Source organism: Accumulibacter sp. (assembly GCF_023806625.1).
In the GTDB taxonomy this organism is placed as follows: domain Bacteria; phylum Pseudomonadota; class Gammaproteobacteria; order Burkholderiales; family Rhodocyclaceae; genus Accumulibacter.
This window is the reverse complement of the sequence record NZ_JAMTDX010000002.1, coordinates 1-23,083: the sequence shown is the minus strand read 5'-3', so window position 1 is coordinate 23,083 and position 23,083 is coordinate 1. Positions and strand designations below refer to the sequence as shown.

General features: G+C 62.6%; 13 protein-coding genes and 1 tRNA gene. 7 read left to right on the top strand and 7 right to left on the bottom strand.

Annotation, left to right across the window (positions count from 1 at the left end; genetic code table 11):
- Nucleotides 1–46 precede the first annotated feature (46 nt).
- Complete coding sequence (locus NFW05_RS00310; RefSeq protein ID WP_295301753.1) at nt 47–214, top strand: hypothetical protein; 168 nt, start codon at nt 47–49, stop codon at nt 212–214.
- Between the two features lie 833 nt (nt 215–1,047).
- Here the strand turns inward: NFW05_RS00310 and NFW05_RS00305 are convergent.
- The 5 genes from NFW05_RS00305 to NFW05_RS00285 all read right to left on the bottom strand — a co-directional run bounded on the left by NFW05_RS00305 (nt 1,048) and on the right by NFW05_RS00285 (nt 13,923).
- Complete coding sequence (locus tag NFW05_RS00305) at nt 1,048–4,287, bottom strand: hypothetical protein (protein ID WP_295301751.1); 3,240 nt, start codon at nt 4,285–4,287, stop codon at nt 1,048–1,050.
- Between the two features lie 256 nt (nt 4,288–4,543).
- Nucleotides 4,544–7,249: a phospholipase D-like domain-containing anti-phage protein gene (locus tag NFW05_RS00300; protein WP_295301824.1), complete on the bottom strand. Its 2,706-nt coding sequence runs from the start codon at nt 7,247–7,249 to the stop codon at nt 4,544–4,546.
- Between the two features lies 1 nt (nt 7,250).
- Nucleotides 7,251–10,262, bottom strand: a complete 3,012-nt coding sequence (locus tag NFW05_RS00295) for an anti-phage-associated DUF1156 domain-containing protein (protein WP_295301749.1) — start codon at nt 10,260–10,262, stop codon at nt 7,251–7,253.
- Nucleotides 10,259–10,843, bottom strand: coding sequence for an anti-phage-associated DUF3780 domain-containing protein (locus NFW05_RS00290; RefSeq protein ID WP_295301746.1), 585 nt, complete (start codon nt 10,841–10,843; stop codon nt 10,259–10,261). The genes NFW05_RS00295 and NFW05_RS00290 overlap by 4 nt, the downstream gene beginning before the upstream one ends.
- Entirely contained in the window at nt 10,840–13,923 is a 3,084-nt protein-coding gene (locus NFW05_RS00285; RefSeq protein ID WP_295301743.1) for an anti-phage-associated DUF499 domain-containing protein, read from the bottom strand. The genes NFW05_RS00290 and NFW05_RS00285 overlap by 4 nt, the downstream gene beginning before the upstream one ends.
- 632 nt (nt 13,924–14,555) lie before the next feature.
- Here NFW05_RS00285 and NFW05_RS00280 point away from each other — a divergent pair.
- The 6 genes from NFW05_RS00280 to NFW05_RS00255 all read left to right on the top strand — a co-directional run bounded on the left by NFW05_RS00280 (nt 14,556) and on the right by NFW05_RS00255 (nt 21,218).
- Complete coding sequence (locus NFW05_RS00280; protein ID WP_295301740.1) at nt 14,556–16,226, top strand: hypothetical protein; 1,671 nt, start codon at nt 14,556–14,558, stop codon at nt 16,224–16,226.
- A 210-nt stretch (nt 16,227–16,436) separates the two neighbouring features.
- Nucleotides 16,437–16,688 carry an AlpA family transcriptional regulator gene (locus NFW05_RS00275; RefSeq protein ID WP_295301737.1) on the top strand — a complete coding sequence of 84 codons (252 nt, stop codon included), beginning with the start codon at nt 16,437–16,439 and terminating at the stop codon, nt 16,686–16,688.
- Between the two features lie 10 nt (nt 16,689–16,698).
- Entirely contained in the window at nt 16,699–19,290 is a 2,592-nt protein-coding gene (locus NFW05_RS00270; protein WP_295301734.1) for a DNA-primase RepB domain-containing protein, read from the top strand.
- Nucleotides 19,287–19,667, top strand: coding sequence for a hypothetical protein (locus tag NFW05_RS00265; protein WP_295301731.1), 381 nt, complete (start codon nt 19,287–19,289; stop codon nt 19,665–19,667). Before NFW05_RS00270 ends, NFW05_RS00265 begins: the two co-directional genes overlap by 4 nt.
- Nucleotides 19,654–20,457: a hypothetical protein gene (locus tag NFW05_RS00260; protein WP_295301728.1), complete on the top strand. Its 804-nt coding sequence runs from the start codon at nt 19,654–19,656 to the stop codon at nt 20,455–20,457. Before NFW05_RS00265 ends, NFW05_RS00260 begins: the two co-directional genes overlap by 14 nt.
- Nucleotides 20,458–20,576: 119 nt before the next feature.
- Nucleotides 20,577–21,218 carry a hypothetical protein gene (locus NFW05_RS00255; RefSeq protein ID WP_295301725.1) on the top strand — a complete coding sequence of 214 codons (642 nt, stop codon included), beginning with the start codon at nt 20,577–20,579 and terminating at the stop codon, nt 21,216–21,218.
- 79 nt (nt 21,219–21,297) lie between these two features.
- On the opposite strand, the gene NFW05_RS00250 is transcribed toward NFW05_RS00255, so the two are convergent.
- Entirely contained in the window at nt 21,298–22,065 is a 768-nt protein-coding gene (locus NFW05_RS00250) for an NYN domain-containing protein (RefSeq protein WP_295301723.1), read from the bottom strand.
- Between the two features lie 381 nt (nt 22,066–22,446).
- Nucleotides 22,447–22,523, bottom strand: a tRNA-Arg gene (locus tag NFW05_RS00245).
- Nucleotides 22,524–23,083: the final 560 nt, after the last annotated feature.

Below are 23,083 nucleotides of genomic sequence, written 5' to 3'. Positions count from 1 at the left end.
CTGTCGGGCGAACAAGTCGCGTTCCACCGACAACAGGCCAAGCCGAATGCGTGAAGGAGCGTTGGGCGATGAAGCAGCAGTGGGGGATTACTTGGGACGTCTGAAGGTCTGCGCCGCTGTGATTCCGATCGACGGGCGGGCGGCTGCGGATTTCACGGAACGTGACCGACCGTTTCGCGTCATCGTGACCGATCGCGTGATGCTGCATGAATAGGGTCTGATGATACCTCAGCCGGTCACGCTCTCGTGGAACACCGGTCACGCTCTCGTGAAATCACCGGTCACGATCACGCGAAATACGCACCACCATGCCTACACGCCATCAGGCGTGAGTCCGACGTAGCTGCGCAGAGCCCGCAGAACACCGACAAGCGCACCGACATCACCTACCTTTGCCTGCGCCTTGGCGAACCTCAGTAAGCCGGCCTTGTCCCCCGACGTCCAAGAGGAGACCGTTCCTCCCCCCGATGCGATGGGCGGACGAGATGTCGCGGAAGGCGTCTGAGCTAGGAAGCGCTCGCATAGAGCAATGGGCAAGAGGTCCTCAATCACGCAGGTCAAGGCCCTATGTGGTTCGTTGGCTTCCTTGAACCTCTCTTCGAGTACTCGTGCTGATCCAGCTCGCAGCGGCATCACTCGGCGCAGTCGAAAAATCGACTCATACTCGACGATCCGTCGATGTCCCTTTGTAATTCCATTGACAGCAGACCGCCCCATCGGATCATCGTCAACCAGCGCAATCACGTGGTACCGACGCTTACCAGCCTGATCGAGGTCCAACCCTGCCATCCCGAAGAGGGTCGGAAACCACTCCGATATGCCGTATGTCCCGCCATCATCGCCCTGACCAGCTGAGAACACTGAGAGGTCTTCTCCAAGGAGCCGTTTGCCCGTGGCGTTTCGATGGAGGCGAGACGCCAGCTCGAAATACCCCACATCGGAATCCCCTTCAACCATGACATTGCCGCGCCGAAGGGTCCAACCGCGCTTTTGAGCGACCCACTCACATCCCGCAGCGACCACAGGACTCCCGGACATAGCCCTCTCCTAGTGCGTTGCAGGCTCGACAGGCTTCAGGAAGGGCCCCATAGCGGAGAACGTCACCTGGCACTTGAACTGCTCATTTGCCGACATGCGTGCCTTGCCAAACTCATTTGGATTGAAGCGCGCCAGCGCGTTTCCAAGTTCTGTGACTCTCGCCATCGGTCGCATTGGTTCCGCGCTGTCGACAATCCGCGCCGAACATGTCGCACGTGAAGACCGATCGGGCTTCGGCAGCCACCGCAAGCGCTGCGGCACGAACACCACCACTTGAGCGTCCTTGACCGCCGGGCGGAGCGTATTGAACTCGTCCAGGGCCTGTCTGTGCCGCCCTGCGAAGTGCAACAGGACAGCCCGCTCCAGGACCTGTTGAAGGGAGAGGTGATAGCCAGGAGTGGCAGCAAGCTCATCTAGCAATCGGAGCTGCCCCTCGAAGTCCTTCGGATCAGCAACCACTGCGAGGTCGTACTGCAGGCGCACGAGCAATCCGTCCCGAACGGGTGCCGACTTGAGGAGCTCGACGGCGCGACTGGCCAGGTCCGGGCCGATCGCATCTAGCTGAAGCGACGAATCCGAATCGGGCTCGATCGGAAGCATTCGCCATGCCTTAGCGATGTAGCCGAACGGGCTACTCTGCGCGCAAAGCGTCTCGATAGCTGCCGTCGCTCGATCACCGCGAAGATGGCGCAGGGCCTGCCCGGCAAGGATCCCGAGCTTCATTCCTCGTGAGTACGCCGTGTCTAGCCTCGAGGCCTGGAACACGAACGACAGTGCCTTGGCCGCAGACTCGACCCGCTCCGTCTCCGCAGTTACGACGCTAGTCTGGCGCAGCAAGTTCTTCGCAGCGGTCTCCAGGACATAGGAGCTATTCGGGTTCTCTTTGAGCGCCCGATTGGTGACCTCATCCGAACTTGCCAGCAACCGTGAGACCTCTGCCGGGGAACCTCCAGTCAGCCGCTCAATCTCTGCCAGATCCTGATAGACCAATGCAAGGGTATTCAGGATGTTGAGATTGCTCTCGTCCTCACGCGAAGGATCGATCTGATTCAGAGCGAATTCGAGCTCCTGGACAGCCCGCCGCAAGAGCTCCTTCTTCTCGTCCTCACTTACGGCAAACAGCTCACCCTGGGTGACCCGACGCCTGGAGATCGCCACGTGGTGATTGAATGCGCGACTCGTGAGCCGAACGGTGTCGGGGATTGACTCAAGCACTGCCAGAACCTTGCGCCAATACTTGAAGAACTCTGCATTCCCCTGCTGTTCGTCTAGCTTCAGTACGTGCGTCGCGAGTGCCACTGCAAAGGGCCGCGCAAACACTTCGCCGGTGCTGGCCCGCCTAGACACTTCGGCGATCATGGCCAGCCGAAGGTCGACCGGATCCTCAAAGGCGGGAAGCGACAACTCATCACAAAGCAGGCGGTCATTCCAGATTCCGTTCAACAGGTATCTGGCAAGCACGTCATGCGCGATGGCCCAAACCCTGCCGTATGGCACTGCGGTCGCCTGAACGATGCCAAGGCCGGGGGTCTTTCGTCGCGCCCCCTCAAGTGCGTAGGACCACGGCAACTTGGGCGCGCTCATTGGCATCAGCAGCCGTTCCGGTGTCGGCTTGCGCTCGACAGACAGCGCAGCGACTTCCATCAGGGCCCTCTGCACTTCTCGCTGATCTGACAAGGTCTTGAACTGCCTGACTGCCCAGCTCTGGATCGACTCGCCAAGAGCCATTAATCCCGACAGCCAGAACTCGAGTGCGATCCAGAAGCTCGCCACACCGGTATCGAGGTCTGGCCTGTGTGACCTCCAGAAGCTAATCCAGTCCGCGGACGCCTTCTCCTTGCCGAAGTTTCGAAGGTAGGCGTTCAAGTGCCGCCCAAGGGCTTCGACGTCAGCGGACTCAAGTTCGTGCCCCACGTAGATCAGCTCCGTGTACGGAATGGGGTCAGGTGGATCAAGCGAGGCATCAGCCGAGACCACCTTCAAGACAGCGACCTTGCGCCCGCTGCGAATGAGATCGCCGCAAACCCGCTGCAAGTCGTCGAGCCCCCGTCCGCCATGCTGACCGTCAAGCACCAGCACCCACACAGGCTCTCCAGCTTCGCCGTGACCAGCCTGCGCGGCGACTGCACCAACTTCTTTGATTGCACGAAAGAGGAAGCCCGTCAGCTCAAGCATGCTTGGCACTTCGGACTGCTGCTTGATCAGCAGTACTGGGAAGCCAGCTCTTGCAGCTTCAAAGGCCAGCAGTCGCGCCTGAGTCGTACCGCCTGCCCCTGGCTCTGACACGACAGAAAGCACCTGTACCGATCCTGGCGGATCGTTCAACTGTCTCTTCAGCTGCTTCAGAAGCTCCTTCTGCGGCGCAGGATCTGGCACCCACGGAAGGCCGGCGGCATAGGGGCGCCAAGACAACGACCCACGTGCGAAGAACTTCTGGAAGTCCTCTTCGCGGAGGTCCGATGGGGCGACGGGCAGCAGATCACGTGTCCGAATGAACTCACAGATGTCGGCAATCGGCTGCTCGGCCAACTCCGCGCGCGCCAGATCCACCTGAACGATGGGTCCGCCAGGCAGTTGAACGTCTACTAGAACGCTGGCTTCGACGCTGACTCGCGAGAGTTCGCGAATCACCTCGCGGGCAAACTCGATCGGCTCCTGCTTGAGCCATTGCACTACCGAGAGATTGGTCGCCTGACGAAGCTTCTCAGTTGCTTCCGCCAGAACGGCAGCCCGGTCGGTAACCAGCGTCAGGAGGGCACGGAACTCTGAGTCCCACAGGTCAATAAGATCCTCCACAGCCGCCAGCGGGCTCGGGCCGACCACGACAACCCGCCGTGGCTCAAGTTCACGAAGCTTGGCGGTCATATTGCCCCGGCGAATCAATGCTCGCTTTGGTGGCAGCTGGTCCCCTTCCACACCCGCTCGATCCGCCCGTCCGTTGAGAAGGAAGATGGGCTTGGCTCGCCGTTGCAGCAACAGCGAGGTGGGGTCACTTGCGATCACATAACTGAAGGCTCCCGCACTGTCGCGGCCCGCTTCGCCCCTCTCCTTGTCTTCAAAGGCCGATGCGAACGCGCCTGCAGACGACTCAACGAAAACGGCACGCCACGGACCATGCGCAAGACTCAGGTACGCGTTTAGCTCAAGCTCGTCACAGATTGAGCTCGCGGTAATCCATAGCACGCAGTCGCGCGCCACAACATCGCTCAACAGCTCACTAGCAATTTCGGATGTCTCTACAAGATGCATGGCGTACCCCTACCGTCGTCAATTCGCCACTGGTTGAGCCTTCGTAGCGCGATGCTGCCGCCGAGCTGGGTCGCAGCGACGCCCACTGACTGCCGACCGGTGCCACCACCCCGGCCCCCTCGCGTCGGCTGCAAGCAATTGCGCAACGTTGTCGGATAGTGCCACACCGGAGCAGACAAAGTCTGCCTCCTGCACATTCTAGGAGCGGCCATGAAGAACGGGGGGTGATCAGCCGACGACATCGCAAGGTTCATGGTCACCATGCCGCCGACAGCTTGTCCACGATGTCCCGCCGCGACAGCACCCGCGAGCAGAGCTCCCAGCGGTCCTTGTCCGGGTCGATGGTTTCCTGGTACCGCATCTCGAATGCGTTGTGAGCCTGATCGCGCAGATGGATGTACTCGTCCATGCGCTGCTCCAGCTGCTCAACACTGTCGATCCACTCGTCCTCGATCGTGTCTGGCAGGCTGCCGAAGATGTCGTAGCGGTCCTTCATGCGGCGCGAGATCACGGCGTAGACCTGCTCGTCTTGCGTGTGGTGGTAGACGAGGTTGAGCATGTCAACGCTCTGGCGTACCTGCCCGAAGCGCTTGATGCGGCCAAGCCGCTGCTCCAGCCTTGACGGGTTCCAAGGCAAGTCGACGTTGATGAGGGTACCGAGCGTCTGCAGGTTCAGGCCCTCGCACGCGGCGTCTGTCGCGATCAGCAAGCGGACCTCGCGGCGCTTCACGGCCGCCTTGATGTCCTCGCGCTCGACCGACGCGAAGTCCGAGCCGCGATAGATGCCGCTCTTCCCTGCACCCGCGTAGATCGCCACCGGTTCGCCGGGCAGTGCGTCTGCCAGCTCGGCGGCGAGCGTGCGGACGGTGTCGTAGTACTGGCTGAAGACGATGCAGCCATGCTCCAGCCAGGTTCGCCCGTCGGTGCGGTGCTCGGTCAGGAAGTACTTGACCGCCGAAGTCTTCGGGTCGCGGGCTTCCGGACGCGAGAGCTCTTCGACGATCGTGCGCAGGTATGAAGCTTCGTCGGCGGTTAAGCCGTCCAAGACCTCGGCGACGGACTGCGCCTCTTCCTCTTCTTCCAGAACCTCGCGCCGCAGCATCTTCTGGGCGGTGGCCCGCCCAGAAGCGAAGCTCGAACAGATTCGCTGCAGCAGCAGCGTCTTCATGAAGCCCGCCGCCTTCGTTCGCTGCTTGAGTGCGGCGGTGAAGTCCTCGGCGGCCTTGTAAGCCAGGTCGAAAGGGAGGTTCGTCAGCAGCCCCAGCCCCTCGAAATCTACGCCGCCGTAGTTACTCGCGTTGGCCTCGGGCTCCGGGTGAATGGCCACACCCACCCGCTGCAGCAAGCCCGCGCCCTCCAGCGTCACGCGTCGTCGCAGGACGGTGTGGCGCACCACCGGGTTGTGGTCGCGCAAGAAGCCGGGCGCGAGCGCGTCGGCGATCGCCTGCTGCTCCAGGAATCCCAACGACCCGAAGCCACGGTCGGTGAAGAAGGTCTGATCGGGCAACCCGATCTGCAGGCGAAGTGTCGCGAACAACGCGTGCTCGCCGGCCGGTGGAAGCGGGTTGCGCAGCCACTCCCAGACCCCGCGATCCCCGACCGGAGTCTCCGTCCCCTTGACGATCGGCAACGAGCGCTGCCAATCCGTCCAGCGGCTGAAGGGCGTGCGCCCAAGAACGAAGTCCGCACCCACCGCCAGGATCGCCAGCAGATCCCACAGCTCGTGCACCTCGGTCTGTATCGGCGTGGCGGTGCCCAGCAACAGGTTCTTGGTGCGCGAACCGATCCGCATCATGAAGTTGAGAAGGTTGTTGGGCTCGTCCTTCTGCTTGCCCATGCCCCCGCGCCGGCGCGCCTTGTGCGCCTCGTCGAGCACCACCGTGCCGAACTTGCGGCTGAGCAGATGCTGTCGCTCCTCCGAGTCGTGAAAGATCAGACCCGTGGATACGATCGCGATCTGAGACGGACACCGAGCCACGTCTTCGGGGCCGCGTGTGCGTATCTCGTGGCCCTTCGGGTCGAGCCAGACCTTCTTGGTCGACGACCACACCGCGCTGGGGATTCCCAGCTTGTCGGCCAGCTCGACCTGCCACTGCATCGTCAGCGTCGAGGGACAGAGGATCAACACGGGGCCGTCGTCGAGAAGCGCCGACATCATCGCGCTCGCCGCCAGGGACAAGGTCTTGCCGACGCCCACCTCGTCGGCCAGCAGCAGGCGCGCACGGCCGTAGGTCTCGCGATGCTGCAGGAACAGGGTGACAAACGAGCGCTGCCAAGGCTGCAGCTGCTCACCACCCCGGTAGATGGGGCTCTCGGCCAGCGCTGCCGCCGGCACTTCCTTCGGCGTGGCGTCGCCGAAGCGAATCTCGGCGCGCTGCGCGACGCGCTGGACCTCTTCGATGATCGCGTGGGGCAGCGGGAATGCGTCTCCCCACAGGGCCGCGAACTCCTCTTCCACCCAGGCCACGCCTTCCGGCGACGAGTCCTCCCACAGAATCTCGTAGTTGTGGGCGAACGCGCTCTTCGTCTCGTTGATGGACCCCAGGAAGCACGTCTTCGAGCCGTCCGCCGCTTCGATCACGCCGGCCTTGCCGTGCACGAACACCTGGTCCTTCGGGACGACGCGGACCTCCACTCGGCCACTCGTCAGCAGCTCGTGCAACTTTCGGTACCGGCCGCGGTGCAGGAGCGCCTCCACCTCGGCCGGTGCCTCGTTCCAGCGTTCCTTCAGCGCGGTCTCGCGCGCATGCCTGGAGATCAGCACGTCGGCCGCGTCGAGCTCGCTGTTGCAGAGCACCTGCACCTTGGGAATGGCCGAGATCTCTTCCCCCACCAGCTCGAAGATAGAGCTGCGGAAGTAGCCGGCGATGCGCCGGTACGAACGTGCTCCGGCGAGTTTCTGGTTCAGGAACGCATGGTCCAGCCGTTGCCGGCGAGAGGAGTAGCGCCGGATCGGGTCCATCTCAGCCAAGGCGCTGGTTCTTCACCAGTTCGCGCAGCACGCGCGCTGCGCTGGCCTCGTCGGGCCTGATCGCGTCCAACCGCTTGGCCAGGTACTCGGCCAGATCCGCAACCAGGGCGCGCTGGGTCATGTCGCCGTAGTAGTTGGGGACGGTCAGCGTCAGGTGTGCCAGCACCTCGGCGCCGTCGAGGCCCTTCTGCAACTCCATCAGCGCGTAGAGCGCGGCCCGCAGTGTCGACTGATGGAACTCGGAGCCTTCGCTCATCTCGGACCGGCCGAACTCGACGGCGCTCTTCAGCCGTGCGCCGTTCGCCTTGTGGCTGGCCAACAGCGGCTTGAAGTCGCGGACCTTGAACGCCTTGGCAAAGTTCTGGTAGTTGTCCAGCGTCTTCGCGCCGCGCGCTTCCATGTCGAGCATCTTCAGGTAGAAGCGCTCTGCACCCGACAGGCGATCCCACTGCGCCTTCACAATCCCCTGCGGGACTAGACACTGGTTGGCCGTGTCGACGGCGAAGGCGATCAGGCCGTCGACGAAGGTCGTCTCCCCTTTGACGCGGGGCCGAATCGCTTCGGCCGTCATGTCCCGGCCATCGATGATCGCGTAGCGGGTCAGCACCCTCAGCGCTGCCGCATAGCCCGCCATCTGGATGTCCGCGTCCTCGAAGACGTTCTCGTCGCGGTAGAGTCCCCTGGCTTGCTGATTGAGGCCGATCAGGTCAGCTACCTGCTTCTCGACTTCCTCCTGGATCTCCCAGGCCAGATCGTCGCGCGTCGTCTTGAGCGTGCCCTGACGCTTGCGGAGCACGAGCAGCACCGTGCCCTTTACGTAGCTGCCCGCGCGAAGGGCGCTATCTGTTTCCGTGACCACATACCACGCTGCAGTCACGTGGAGCCCTGATGCCCACACGATGTTGGCCATGTCAGCCCAGATCGAGCCGGACTGATGCGTGAACATGATGACCTGGATTCCGTTGTCGGGCATGCACTCAGTCATGCGCTTGTAGGCAGCGACCATGCCACGGCGGAAGTCCTCGCCCTCTCCCTTGATGGCAAGAGCGCGACGGCTATCCCAAGTCCAACTACTGAATGTCGTTGGTGTGTTCCTACGGAGCCAAGCGATGAACACCTCAAGGATTTCCTCGTAATTCACAGCGTCGCCGTAAGGCGGATCTGTGACGAAGATCTCCGCGGTGGCTTCCATCTCATCTGCAGCCACACACTGGGTCGTTGCCGAGACCTCTGCGAGCGGGAAGTGCGCAGGGTTGGTCAACATTGTTGCTGAGAGGAAGTGCCAGCTCCGAGCACCGTAGTTGAACAACGTGTTGAGCGCTTGGTTGTAAAAGATATTCTCGGGTTTCTCCCAGCGGGAGTACCAACGACAAAGGCGACTCCCCCAGTCAAGCGCCTTTGTCGCGAATAAGTAAAGCTCTGGTTGTGCCTCCGATCTCTTCAAGCCCGAAAACAAGAGGCCGAAGTAGAGAAGCTGTCTCGCATTGAACAAGTGATGCCAGTGAGTCCAGCCTCTCGTACGGATTGGCTCGTCGGTCTTCTCTCCGGGTTCGATACGCATGTCCGGAACCAAGCCACTTTCCTGCCACTCTGCGAGGCGATCGGCCACGTATTTCTCGACGATCCTCCCTCGCTCTAGGTCCGCCTCAGTTACGGCGCGAAATTCATAGTCAAACAGCCGCCCGTGAGGCCGTGGCCGCATCCAGTGAATGCAGTAAAGTCGCTCCTGAAAGATGTCGTCCGGACGGGGCCTGAAGTCACTCTTGTCCCACAACCGCAATCGATTCCCTGTGGAGCCGTCTGCCCTTCGGTAGTCGCCGCGCAGTGTGGATATCTTCGTTCGGTACTCAACCCCAGCTACGGTGTGAATGAGGTAGGGGTCTTGACCCCGCCCGTCGGCACGAACAGTCCCCTTTTCCGCGGTGGCAAGCTCTTCATCGCTGACACCTGTGTGGATATCAATTCCATAGCGCCGGCTCCTGCCGTCCGGCACAAGTACAGCGATCGCTCTATCGATCTTTCCAATCACCAAGGAAGGCAACAGAGGAACCACCCATCCTGTTTGGGGGCACTTTGCTTCCAGGCAATAGAGAAATGACTTGGCCCGCCAGCCCTGCCCGTCGACTTCTATTTCCAAGCGATCGATCTCGGACTGCACTCTCTCGACAAGTGCTCGTTGACTTTGCGCAAGTTGCCTACGGTCTTCTTCTGCCGCGCCAACGACGTAAAATGCACCCCATGTCAGCATGCACGCTACGGGGTTCAGGTCAGAGGCGTAGACGTCGCAGCCCAACCGAGCCGCTTCAAACGGAATCTGTCCAGAGCCGCAGAAAGTGTCGGCCACCCGGGGACGATGGCCGAACCGCATGATGCCGAGCTGCTCGACCAACTCTGGGAACGTTCGTGCACTCGTCCCCAGGTGGGCGTTGACTTCCTCCCAGATGTGAAGGTCGACCGCGTCGATGACCTCTTCTGGGCGTCTCGCCTCCTCGACCAACGCCCGATATGAAACGCGCGGGAGCATCTGCGACTCGAGCCTGCGGCGATCTCGCTCGGGCAGGTCCTCTCGCCATGAAACCCTTACGTCCGCGTACTCGGGCCGTGTCCAGTCGACTGGAGCGGAGGCGGGCAAGACACCTTCTGGCGAAGCATCGAAGTAGTCAACGATCTTCGCGATCGATAACCGTTCAAGGACTTCCTTGGGCCTTGGACGCCGCTTCCGGCGGATGGCGAAGGACTCCGCGTCCATTGCCATCAGCTTCTCAAAGATCTCCAGGTCCCGCGCCTGATTCCCGGTGGCAGGCAGGAGACAACCCAAGATGCAGGCCTTGTTGAGAATGAGCGGCTTACGACCCTTCCAATAGCTTCCAAGTGCGGTGAGCGTCTTTCCGACATTCGCCATTTGCTCCTTGTACGCCTCAGCCGAAAGCTTCTGGACGGGCAGTAGCCGCTCAATAAGCGCCGGCGCATCCTTCAGCGAAAACGGAACCACACCCGAACTCATTCGGTCTCCCTGAACAACGGCAGGCGGAACAAGTCGTCTTCGACGGGTCGCCGACGCCTGCGGCCTGGCGCTGGTTTCTCTCCGTCTGACAGCGCGGAGAACAGTGCACGCCGCCATCCGCGCTGCGTGTCATGAGGCAGGCCGGACTCGGCGACGGTCATCGCGAAGAGCCACCAGCGCTCTTCGGGCCGCAGCGCCGCCCAGCGGCTGCCGATCACGGCGAGCTGCTCGTCGTTCGCGGTCTCCGCCGCCCAGGCCAGAACGCACAGCTCCTTCCCGAGCAGGCGATCGACGAGATTCGTCCCGGAGTGCCAACGCCCCGTGGTTGCCTTGGCGGCCTTCAGGCGATCGTTGAACTCCCGTCGCGCCACATCGGCGATGGCTGACCAGACGCGCCGGGTCAACACGACTCGCTGCTCGTCACGAGGAACGCCCGCCTCATGGCCTCGATAACCGTAGTCCTCGACGATGACGACCGACTCGTTCCGCGCCGCCGGGATCTCGACGCGGAAGACATGCGCCCCGAACTTGTCCGGCGCCCCGAAGTCGACCGTCGTGGCCGTTGCTTCCTTCTGCGTCATTGCTCCACGTCCGCCTGATCAAGCTCGATACCCAGCTTGCCCGCAAAGTCCTTGAGGTCGTGCCCGGATGCGAAGTGCGCCTTGCGGAAGGTCATGGTCACCGGCGTGTCCGGCGCGAACTTCTCCAGCACCTTCTCCAGCAGTGCCGTGATGAACGCCGAGTCCACGCGCACCTCGCCGACGGCGATCTGGGCCACCTTGCTGCCCTGCCCTACGGTGAGCGTCACGTTCTCGAATTCGACCGACTTGTCGGTGGCCTGATTCAGGCCCTCGAAGGTACTGGCCCGCGAATCGAGCTTGCGGCCGGTTCGTGACACCAGGCGCGCCGGCTTGACCTCGTCGACCTGCACGCCCTTCTTGCCCCGCGCCGGAAAGCGGAAGTCCGCCTTGGCCTCAAGTCCCTCTGCAGTGGCGAAGGCGCGCACAAGAACATCCTCGTCGCCGATCTCAAAGCCCTCGCTGTACGGCACGCCCTCCCGCGGTTCGCTGCCGTCGAGCGTGTAGCGGATGTCGCCGCGCGGCGCCACGAACAGCTCGACCACGCGCTTGCCGGCCTTCTCCGTGAGCCGGTTGCGCAGCGTGAGCTGGTTGGACCAGGTCACGGGGTCGCCCACCTCGTACTGCCCGGACACGTCGCACACGAGAAAGCTGACCCGCAGCGCCGTCGTCGAGTACGGGTTCTCCTTCAGCGTGGGGCTGGAATCGGTGGCCGTCGCCTCCTCGGCAAAGTGGATGCGCGGGGCTGGGCCTGCATTGACCGGGTTCACTCGCAGGCGCACCCGACCCTCGTCCCCGAACTCCGGTTCGGCCACGATCTGCGCACTGGTGCGCTTCTTCCTGGGCTTCTTGGTGACATAGCCCGTTCCGAGGTCTTCCCACAGACCTCGGTTGCAGGCGATCGTCTTCAGGCTGTCCAGCCCTCGTGGAGGCAACCACGGCATGCCCGCCTGCTCGGCATAGCGATCGGCCGCATCCGACCACCGCGTCTCGTCCTGGTTCTCCGGCCACAGCAGGTCCTGCGCCTTGTCGCGGATCGCGTCGAACTCCTTCTCGACGTCCAGGTACAGCTTCAGTGGGTTGGAGGTCAGCGTTTTCTCGATCTGTTCTTCCCCGTTGAAGGGCTTGCTCGCGTCCCGGGTCATGTCCAGCGGCTTGCTCGCAAGTTGCGCCGGTTTGCCCGCACGCTGGATCGGGAAAAGCACCTTGTCGAACAGGCTCAGAACCGTGGCGTTGAAGTCCTGCTCGTAGGTCTGCTGCTTGCGCTCCAGGTCCTCGCGCTGCGGGTGTCCCTTCGGGATGCGGCCGTCGGCCTTTTGCGCGGCAAACAATTGCCTGGCCGCCTTCTCGACGCTGCCCATCGCCGTCTTGTCGCCGGTCAGCACGCACAGGTTGTTCTTCTGGCTCAGGCCGTCGAAGAATTTCTGCACTTCGTCCGGCGGGATCTTCGCGTCCGGGCTGACCACGAGGAGCACACGCCCACGGCGCACCCGGTCGGCGACCTCCTCCAGCTTGGGCAGGGGCAGGACCTCGTCGTAGACCGTCTTGCGATGCGCCTTGAACATGTCGCGCAGGCGATGCCGGATCAGGTCGTCGACCAGGTTGTCCGGGGCATCCTGCGCCAGGCTTTGCAGCAACTTGGTGAGGTTCTCCTGCCGGTCGAAGTAGAACCGCCCCTCCGGCGTGTGGTGCAGGTACCAGGCGACCTTTTCCAGATCCTCGAAAGCCGCCAGAAAGTCCGACGGCTCGCGCAGCGGCGACACGAGGCACTCGACCATCTCCTCGCGGGTCAGGCCCTTGACGGCGTTCACCGCCGTGGACAGGCTTGCCGTCATCAGCAGCGCGCCCACCTGCGTCGCGGCCTCCTTCCCCGTCTGCAGGTCGATCACCTGCGCATGCGCCGATTGCTGCGAATCCCACAGGTCCTTGGCGATCACGTCGCGCATCCCGGAGATCTCGGTCAGCTTGTCGCGCACCTCCGTCACCGAGAAGTCGAAGTGCTGCGGTCCGATCAGGAACACGTCGTTCGCGCTTCGGTTCCACACCGACTTCAACAAGCGTGACACCAGCTCGATCAGCCCCCGCGTCTGCTTGAACTGCTCGTTCTCCTTGAACAGCGCGACGACATTCTTCAGCCGCGGGTGGAACGGGTACGTGGCGACGATCTCGTCGGCGATCGCCTCCGCGCCACGGTTGGCCGTCTTGGACTTCGCCGCCTCTTCGAGCTTGCGTCCGTAGACGTCGGCGATGTCCTCGATCTCGCCCTTGTCCGGCAGCTTGGAGAACAGCCGTTTGCGCAGGATGTCGTAGATCTCGTTCGCGGCCAGATCGACCGGGGTGATGTTCCGTTCCTGGCGGCCCAGCTCGGACCGCGCGTCGGCAAGCGCCTTGTTGATCAGCTTGCCACCGGTGTCGTACGCCGCCGCGAGGTCGGAGACGACGATACAGACGTTCTTCTTCTTGCCCGCAGCCGTCAGCAGGTTCGCGAAGGCCCGGGTCGCGATGTCCGCCACCGTGCCGTTGCCCACCTTCTGGGTGTCCAGGTAGTGGAAGTATGGCGGCATCTCATCGAGCAGGATCAAGACCGGCTGATCTCCCTCGAACAGCTTGAGCCAATCCTTCTCGTCCGGCGCCTTCGGTCCGCTCGTCCAGAAGTTGCGGAACTGCTCACCCTTGCGCAGCTGATTGGCGATCTCTCCCCAGAAGAAGTGATCCGGGTTGTTGCGCCCGTTGAAGGCAGCGATGGCCGCGCCGTGGAACGCGTCGGCGTGGGCGATGCCCGCGCAGTACTTGGCACGCAGGCTGGCGTGCTTGGCCAGGAGACCGAATCCGACCAGCAAGTGCGTTTTGCCGCCACCCATGGCCTGCTTCAGGTGGAACACCGCCTGTGAGGACGCCCCGGCCAGCCGCGCGATGCCTTCGGCGATCAGATCCTTCATACCCTGGGTGATGAAGGTGCGCGCGAAGAAGTCCGCACCGTTGCCTTCGCCGGCGATCAACTCATCAAGCTGCTCAATCTGGTCGCTGAGCTTGATCGCCAGTGCGGTGGGCTGCAACTGGCAGGCGTCGCGTACGGTTTTCATCGCTGGTTCTCCCTCGCTGCTCGGTGCGGGATGACCTCAGCCACCGCCGGGGCAACGTCCGTCCGACTGTCGCTCATCTCGCGTGATATGCCTGATGCACGAGGATGTTCGGGAACAGTTGCCGACGACTCCTGGCGCCTCTTCGACGGCGCATCGCAGCCGGCGAGGATCCTGACCCACCCTCCCACGAAGTTCCGCAGTGTACCGGAGCACTCCGTAAGGAATCCACCTTCCCGAAGCGATTCCCGGCAATCGAGAGGCGGGGGCTGACATGGTTCGAGGAGCGGCCGCAGATTGGTCCGCGCTGAAGACGATGAAGTGCTACCGGGCAGGCTCGAAGCACGGCGCAGGCCAGGGTCTCTATCGTGCCATCGTGGAACTTCATTGACGCGCCGTTCGAGGTGTCGGCCAGTTCGGCAGGATATACGAGGCGACGTCTCGTTGAAGCCACGCGTCTGACTGTCGACCACGTCCATGGATCGACACGCGGGGAGGATCGCCGCGAGGCCTGTTGAGAGGCGGAAAGCGATCAGCGGCCCGAAGCCGGTGCCGCGAGGGCGGTTAAAATTGGCAGATCTGCCAGCGCCGTATTTTGTCGTCCGGCAGAGTCCCGGTAACTCAGGAGTCCTGCGATGCAAACAGACTATTCTCCCTTCCTCAGTTGCGATGCCGACGGGCGCCTCTGCTGGCTACTGGAGGACGCGCTGCGGCTGGCTGCCGGCCATATTCCGGCACGGGATGACCATGGCAACGCTATAGAAATGCTTTGTTGCCCGAGTGACCGCGTCCGCGTCAGCGAGGAGACTCTTCGCGCTGCGTTTGCCGATCAGCAACTGAAAATCGTTCGCCCCGAGGTTATGGACCGAGCGGGCGATCAAGTAGTGGAGGCCAGGGCATTCCTGTGGTGGCTATCTCTATACTTGGCCCAGACGAAGGTGGATGTCCCGTTTCCCGTCGATCTGGTTCGCGAAGTCTGGGCCGCCGCCAGCGCGGGTGAAAGCCAGGTCGTGGTCCGATCGTGCTTTTCGAGTCTGGCGGCAGCGCTGGACGGCTGGTTCGACAAGCCCCTGTGCGATCTCCCGCAGGACTTGTCAGACCGCGTGAGGAGGGAACTGTGGCCGTTGCCTTGGCAGTCGCTATCGACCAGACAGAGGATCCGTTTGGCCAAGCAGTGGGATTACCGCGAAGATCCGGCGACTCGCTCTGAACGAATGCGGTGGTGGAGAGTCTTCAGGGAGAAGCTCGAGATTGAGCAAACCATCGCGAGGCACAAGGCGACGTGGGATGCCATCGCGACACCGACATCCGGGCAGCGGATCGAAAGGGAGGATGATCTCGGGAGATTGGAAGCACAGCTTGCTGATCTGGACCGCCTGGAGGAGAACGCGTGGCGTGCCGGTGGCGACGGCTATCCTGAACGAGCGCTGACCGCAGGAGGAGAAGGCAAGCGGTGCGAAGAACAGCAGTGGGCTCCGCGATACATTGCTTACCCCAAGGCCCTGAGGCTGCTGAGAAAGAGGTTCGATGCAACCCCCGAAGAAGTCGCGGCCTGGATCTGGGATGGCCCCAGCAATGGCGGTCTCATCGCCTACATGCACGCTAACGAAATGCGGCATCCGCCCCGGTTCTACTTTCATCACGAACTTGGACACGACTACATATCGCCGCTGATGGCCTGCTGGTTTCGTGAGGACCACATCGCCAGTTTCGTTCCGGTCGAACGATATATCACTGGAGCGCAACTGTTCGAGCGATGGGGCAAGTATCCCGGGGTCTATCCCGAACAATCAGTGCGAGTCAAGCTACGCGAGTCGCGGCTGCTGGACATTCATCCTAATTTCGGTGGGACAGAAGGGTCCTTCCCCAAGGAAAAGATAAGGAGGGCTTTCCCCCCTCTCGAAAGCGGCTTGTTTGCGCTCTCGCACGTGGAGCAGATCGAATCGGAAGATTTTGGTGCCGAAGAAGAAATCGAAGAATCCGCCAATGGTTCGTGCCAGCCTGCTAGTGCTGATCTGATCCGAAGAAACTTTCCTGTCAAGCGCGATCCGGTCGAGAACGAAAGATGGTGGAAAGACAAGATGTCTGAAGCCGCACGGTACGGCTTGCTGGAGTGCCGGGTTGGCGAGGGTAAGAGGGGCCGAGGCGGCGGTTCGCTTTGGAGACCGGACATGATTGCTGGATGGCTGGTCGATCGACACACGAAGGGTAAAGAGGGTTTGGCAGCCGACGACGCGCGCAAGGCGCTCATGCGGTTTCCCGGGTGCGCAGATATTGCCGAGCTGATGTTCCCGCAGGACGGATAGCGATTTGCAATACCGTAGTGAATTACCGTAGCCCCGCTACGGTAATTGTGAGAATGTCCCACTACAGCAAGATGTCATTACCGTAGCCGCGCTACGGTAATGCTGCGCCATGTAAATAGCTAGGCCAGGTGATCCGCTGCAATCCTCAATTGCACGGACAAGGCCACCTAGCAACGCGGAGCACCCGGCCTTGTTCGTAAGGAAATGAACATGGCTGAGCAACTCCGATCCTTTCTCCGTCTCAAGCAAGTCAGGGCCGTCACCGGCATGTCTCGCAGCTGGATTTACGAGGCGATCCGGCGAGGCGAGTTCCCGGCGCCGATCCCATTGGGCGCGCGAGCCGTCGCGTGGGATTCTGCGTCCATCGCGGCTTGGCAGGCGGCGCGTATCGCCGGCAAGTCGGATGCCGAGGTCCGGGAACTGGTCGCCCGCCCCGAAGCTGCCCGCAAAGCGGCCTCTTGAGGGGGCGGCCATGACTCCCAAGGTGCTGACAGATTCGGCAACCGAACCCGTAGGAGCCGGTAAAGGCGGCGAAGGCGGTGATTTTCAGGTAAGCAATGCCGATTTTGTGGCGGCCGTGTTTCCAGTCCTGCCCGAAGGCGCCTTCGCGGCGGCGTGCTCGAAGAGAGGCGACCCCGGCGTGGGCGGATGGCCCGCCCGTCGCGCCGATCAGGTTGCGGCCACACTTTCTGCCGCGAACAACAACTACATCGCTTGTGCGAGCTTTTACCCTGGTGACGATGGTTCATTCAGGGCGCGCAAGGCGCAGTTCGCCGCCTGCCATTTCCTCATGCTCGATGACTTGGGCACCAAGGTACCGCTGGAGCGGCTGGCCGGGTTCCAGTTGTCCTGGCTGATCGAGACCAGCCCCGGTAACCATCAGGGCGGGATCCTCCTCGCCGAACCGTTGACCGATGGTTCGGCCGCCGTGCGGCTGCTCAACGCGGTGATTGACTCAGGGCTGTGCGATGCGGGCGCGACGGGGCCATTGAGTCGCTGGGCGCGGCTGCCGGTTGCCATCAACGGCAAGCCCAAGTATGCCAGCGACGACGGAGCCCCCTTTCAGTGTCGCCTGCTCGAATGGCGACCGGACGCTCGCTATACGCCACAAGAGATTGTGGAGCGTCTGCAATTGGAACTTGCTCCGGCCGGGCGACCGAAGAAGAGCGCCAGACCCTCTGCGCGCGTTGCTCAAGTGGGCAATATCTCGTGCAGCATCGGCAACGATGCCGACGATGTGTTCACACCCAAGGCGGCGGAGAACCCGGTCGTTGCGGCGCTCAAGGTGCGCGGGTTATACAAGACGCCGCTGGGTTCCGGCAAACACGACGTGACCTGCCCGTGGGCGCAGGAGCATACCGACGCACTGGATACCGGCGCGGCCTACTTCGAGCCGGATGAACTCTATCCGTTGGGCGGGTTCTGTTGCCAGCACTCGCACCGCGACCAGTACCGCGTCCGCGCACTGCTCGAGTTCCTCGGCGTGCGCAGCTCCGAGGCCCGCCACAAGCCGGTGATCCGCGTCGTAGCCGGCGATTTGCATCGCGTGGTCGATGCGGCGGAGAAGGAATTGGCCGACCGCGGGCGGCACTATCAGGCGGGAGGTCTGATCGTCTCGATCTCCACCGACCCGACCAGCGGCGATCCCTCCATCGTCCCAACCAGTGGCCCAGCGTTGACACGGGAACTATCGGTCGCGGCAAGCTGGGAGAAATTCGACCGGCGCGCAGGCGACTGGGTGCGTTGCGATCCGCCGGCGCGGCACGTGGCCGTTCTCTTTGACGCGCAGACCTTTCGCTACCTGCCGCCGCTGGCCGGGGTGGCGAGACAACCGTACTTTCGCGAGTCGGACGGCGAACTCATCACGCAGGCCGGTTATGAAAAGTCGGCGCAGCGGTTCGGTGTGTTCGATGCGCGGCAGTTCGTCGTTCCTGAGCCGACACAAGAAGCGGCACGGGCGGCGCTGCGCTTGCTGGAAGACCTGCTCACCGAGTTCCACTTCGTCGCGGACTCCGACAAGGCGGCTGCGCTGTCCGCGATCTTCACCGCCGTGGTGCGTCCGGCGCTGCCGCACGCGCCAGCGTTTCATGTCCGAGCGCCCGTAGCCGGCAGCGGCAAGACCTACTTGTGCGAGCTGATCGGTGCCTTCGCTGGACCGGGGGGAAATGCCAAGGTGAGCTATCCAATGACCTCGGAGGAAGCCACCAAGGTGATTCTGTCCTTGCTGCTGACCAGCCCCGCAGTCATCGAGTTCGACGACATGGATACCGACTGGCTACCGCACGGCACCATCAAGCGGATGCTGACGGCGGAGCAGATCACTGACCGGATCCTGGGCGTGAGCAAGACGGCGACGGTGAGCACGCGCACGTTGTTTCTCGGTTCGGGCAATAACGTCGGGCCGATACGCGACCTGTTACGGCGTGTGCTGACGATTCATATCGATCCGCGCTGTGCGACACCGGCAACGATAACCTACCAGGGCTGTCCGGTCGAGAAGGTGCGCCAGCGCCGAGGGGTCTATGTCGCGGCGGTGCTGACCATCATCCAGGCATGGCGCACGGCCGGAATGCCGCGCGCCGCGGCGGACAGCATCGTCACCTTCGGGGGTGCATGGTCGGACTATTGCCGGTATCCCTTGATGTGGCTGGGACAGCCTGACCCGGCCACGGCGCTGCTGAAGCAGGTGCGCCATGATCCCGATGGTGATGCACTCAGGGCCTTGATGACCGAATGGCATGCTGCATTTGGACCGACCCCGACGACGGTACGCAAGGCCGTAGACTCGGCACTGTTCAACCGCCCTAATCTGCTCGATGCGATACGCGAGTTCCCGGTGGAAGAACGCGGCGAGATCAATCGCTCGAAGTTGGGCTGGGTGTTGAAAAAACATGCGAACCGGATTGTCGGCGGGTTGGAGTTCCAACAAGCGGAGGCCGACGGGCGCACCGCCTGGCGTGTGGCGGTCGTGAAATCACCGCCTTTACCGCCTTTACCGCCGCTCACCCCACCGCTTGAGAAATCTGTCACGCCAACGGAACGAGAAGTCGGGGTGGAGATATGAGCCCGGCCGAGATCCTAGAACGGGCGACTTCGGAAGGCGTGCTGCTCGCGCTCGCGCCCTCGGGCAGCATCTCGGCAAAGGGCGATCCGTCGGCCATTGACCGCTGGTTTCCGGCAATTCGGCAAAGCAAGGCCGCGATCATTGCTGAGTTACAGCTAGAACGTCGCCGCGCCAAGGTGCTGGGGATGTTGCGCGACAACCCCGGCAGCCGCTACGCCATCGATGTGGCGGATGCGAGCACCGACCCGATCGTCGTCGCGATCGCAACCCGCGACGTCGCCACCTTCGAGCTGAACATTCCGCAGTTGTACTACGATGCCTTCGGGCTGCTTGAGTTGATTGAGAAACACACAGGAGATAGACATGCAGACACTTGAGCACGACTCGATAGGTCTAGCCTGCGCGGTTACCGGAGACAAAACGCCGACAGCCGGTTACGAAATGGTCCGCTACAACGCCATGAAGCATGGGATTCTCTCGAAGCTGGCGGTACTCGCACACGAGGATCACCAGGAGTTCGCCGAGCTGCTGGCCGCGCTGGTCGATGAACATCAGCCGACAGGGATGACCGAGCAGCATCTGGTCGAGGAACTCGCGGCGATCATCTGGCGGAAACGGCGGGTCTTGCTTGCAGAAGGGGCAAGGATCAACGATGGGTTGAAGAGCGCCCTGCACAGCACGACGACACTGGTCCCGGCGGCCGCACCTTTCCAATCGGAACTGTCGGGAGAGCATGTCGACTTGCCCAGATTGCTGAACGCGACGGCCGAGCGAATCGCGGAACTTCAGCAGGAGGCCGAGTTGGACTTGGCGGCAACCCGCAAGGCGGCAGCGATCCTCGCCAAGGGTGGTCCGAATGCCTACGAGAAGGCTCGGCGGGCGCTGCTTCCCGGGTCGCGCGATTGGTGGGACGTTCAGGTCAGTGAGGAGGAGTACCCGGGCACCGTCGAAGGCTTGGCGGAGTTCATTCGTGAATCGCTCGAACCGGTGTGCGTCGGTATGGTGCAGCAGGCGCGGCATGCCACGGCGATCAAGGCGCAGGCTTTGGGCGCCGGCCTGCAGGCACACCGATTGGAAAACCTGAACCGCTACGAAACACACCTCGACCGCAAGTTCGAGCGCACGTTGGCCATGCTGCTGAGGCTGAAACAGCTCCGCAGTGAGTAAAACGGCGGTGTCGGGAAAAGCGCCGCAAAGCCTGTCATGGCAAGGCTTGCGGCAGGTTGAGGCAGCAACCAGGCGAGGCGATTGCCTGATGATTTCGGGAAAATCGGGGGGAGAAAAAAATGGGTGGCATCGGCAGCGGACGACACTGGCACTACGGCGCGAAGCGCACCACTGAAGACTCTTGCCCGCTCGACATTCGCAGGCTGCACCGGGCCGGCGTCCTGATCGCGGGGCAGTGTTTCGGGTGGCAGTGGACGGTCGGCGGCCGGCCGGTGGCCAACATTCAGGGTCGTGTGGAAGCCGATCGCGTCGTGCTCGTCTACCGACACCGCAGCGGTGATGAGGATAGCTGGCAGCATGTCGAGCAGCCGGTTCGCCTGGATCACACTCCCTGCACCTACGGGGGAACGAAGCACTGGTGGATCTGTCCGGCCTGCGGTCGCCGCGTCGCGATTCTCTATGGTCCCGGCAAGCTGTTTGCCTGTCGCCACTGCTACGGTCTGGCCTATGCGAGCCAGCGGGAAGACGACGACGATCGTGCGCTGCGGCGGGCGGAGAAGATCAGGCGGCGTTTGGGCTGGCCGGCGGGCATTGCCAATCCCGGCGGCGGGAAGCCCAAGGGGATGCACTGGCGCACGTTCGAGCGTCTGACTGCGGTCCACGACGCGTCTGCGGAGGCATCGCTGGCGGGGGTGGTGAAGTGGCTGGAGTCGATGAGGAGGCGGCAGCGCGGCGTGTGCGATGGCGCCGACGGCTGGTGATGAATCTGTTTCGCAAAGTGAGGCCGCCAGGCCTGGGCGCCGCCTGCTGGGCAATACCCGAGTTGGCAGATTGTTGTTGCTACCAACTCGCCGGCTTCTTGATGTTTGTTCCTGGCAGCGTGTCAGGAAACACCGACGCATGGAGGTGGGCCGCGCGGATGTGCCGGACATGACTTGCCACGGCCGCAAGCGGCTTGGATGCCCCGAAGTCCGATGGGCACAGCACCGTGACCGGCTTCATGAGTTCCTGTACCACGATGCGAATGGGCTCCACGAGATCAGTATCGTTCGAAATGACGACGGCCGCATCGTAACGGTCCGCCCAGCCATCGTTGATAAGATGGCTGGCCAGATTGACGTCGGAACCCTTTTCCTCCATTGCGTGCACCAGCGCCTTGATGGCATCCGTGGCCGGCTGGCGCACCTTGTTGCCTTTGCCATACTTGCCGACGGGCAGCGATTCCACCAGATTGCCTGTGACGCTCGGGTCTGCCGCTATGGGGTACCGGCCGGGCGGTAGAACCGTCTGGCTCGCACCATGCTGGATGCCGCGATCGCCGACCGGCAGGTTGAGCACTGGTCGCCACATGGCTTTGGCGAGAAACTGGCCAAAGAAGATCTCGACTTCGGGGACTGTACGCAGCGCGTTCAGATAGATCTGCTGGCGGCGGGGCTGGTCTGAGTCAGCAATGCCGGAAACCCGGGCCGTGTAATACTTCAGCTTCTCCACGACGACGCCAGACGGCATCGCGGCTTCGCTGAGCGCCTTGATGTTCAGCCACTTGCAGCCGGAATTGCGGATCCCGTAGTAGAGGTTGAAACCATCGATGTAGACCCAGGTGCGCATTGACCCTCCAGACAGCAAAAGGCCACACCCGAAGGTGTGGCCCCTTGAGCCGACAGCACGCTGCCAGCGGGTATGTGAAGCCCATTATAAGCCCAGCTTCGGGTTCGGGGTAGTCGTATTTCTTGTGATCAGGCTGTCATCAGCCGGCACGATCCGCATCCGCCATGGCCGTAGAAGCCCCCGACCATACGAGCCGAGCGCATCCTGGGGTTGCCACGCGAGACCTCGGCAAGGCCGGTCGGGGATTTCCGACGGCAACCCATGCGAAGGCAGGTGCCGCGTTGTGGGGTGAATTTCCGGTCGATCCGAAGAGAGAATTCCGTCTGGATTCCGTACAGACTCCGGGAAGTCATCCGGTGACGGCTTAAGTCATTGAATTCATGGCACGCCCGAGACGACTTGAACGTCCGACCCCTGCCTTCGGAGGGCAGTACTCTATCCAGCTGAGCTACGGGCGCGCGAGGGAGGCAAGCTTAACCGGTTTGCTCCGGGGAGTCCACCGTCTGTGAAAATGGGGGACAGACCACGTTTTTCCCTCCCGATCACCACCGGGCAGGGGACCTTCTTCTTCAGCCGATCAGTCGATGACCAGGCCCCTCGCCGCGGAGGCCAGGTGGCCGACGCGAGATCACCCCGGTCTGCCCTGCTCAGGATCGGAATCGATCGCGACATGAAGCTCGTTCACGGAGGGCGTGCCCTCGGCTTCGCCTTGCGCACGGGGGAGTTCGATCTTTTCCTCGGTCTTCGCTGGCCCCGCGCGGTAGAATACGCGCGTCGGGCCTGTAGCTCAGTCGGTCAGAGCAGAGGACTCAGTAGGCGCGGAAACCGGGTCGTTGCCCGGTCTGCCGCGCTCCGGGTTGCCCGCGGCCAGCGCAGTCCTGGCCACGGGTAGAACTGGTCAAATTCGGTGGAAGCTAAATCCGCAGGGACATGCCAATACCGAGCCAAGCCCCGCGGACCGCGGGGAAGGTGTAGAGACTAGACGGCCAGCCTGTAACGGGAAGGTATAGTCCAGACC

Coding starts and splice junctions, on each gene's coding strand:
- NFW05_RS00310 (WP_295301753.1), top strand. CDS start 47: ATGCGTGAAGGAGCGTTGGGCGATGAAGCAGCAGTGGGGGATTACTTG.
- NFW05_RS00305 (WP_295301751.1), bottom strand. CDS start 4,287: ATGCATCTTGTAGAGACATCCGAAATTGCTAGTGAGCTGTTGAGCGAT.
- NFW05_RS00300 (WP_295301824.1), bottom strand. CDS start 7,249: ATGGACCCGATCCGGCGCTACTCCTCTCGCCGGCAACGGCTGGACCAT.
- NFW05_RS00295 (WP_295301749.1), bottom strand. CDS start 10,262: ATGAGTTCGGGTGTGGTTCCGTTTTCGCTGAAGGATGCGCCGGCGCTT.
- NFW05_RS00290 (WP_295301746.1), bottom strand. CDS start 10,843: ATGACGCAGAAGGAAGCAACGGCCACGACGGTCGACTTCGGGGCGCCG.
- NFW05_RS00285 (WP_295301743.1), bottom strand. CDS start 13,923: ATGAAAACCGTACGCGACGCCTGCCAGTTGCAGCCCACCGCACTGGCG.
- NFW05_RS00280 (WP_295301740.1), top strand. CDS start 14,556: ATGCAAACAGACTATTCTCCCTTCCTCAGTTGCGATGCCGACGGGCGC.
- NFW05_RS00275 (WP_295301737.1), top strand. CDS start 16,437: ATGGCTGAGCAACTCCGATCCTTTCTCCGTCTCAAGCAAGTCAGGGCC.
- NFW05_RS00270 (WP_295301734.1), top strand. CDS start 16,699: ATGACTCCCAAGGTGCTGACAGATTCGGCAACCGAACCCGTAGGAGCC.
- NFW05_RS00265 (WP_295301731.1), top strand. CDS start 19,287: ATGAGCCCGGCCGAGATCCTAGAACGGGCGACTTCGGAAGGCGTGCTG.
- NFW05_RS00260 (WP_295301728.1), top strand. CDS start 19,654: ATGCAGACACTTGAGCACGACTCGATAGGTCTAGCCTGCGCGGTTACC.
- NFW05_RS00255 (WP_295301725.1), top strand. CDS start 20,577: ATGGGTGGCATCGGCAGCGGACGACACTGGCACTACGGCGCGAAGCGC.
- NFW05_RS00250 (WP_295301723.1), bottom strand. CDS start 22,065: ATGCGCACCTGGGTCTACATCGATGGTTTCAACCTCTACTACGGGATC.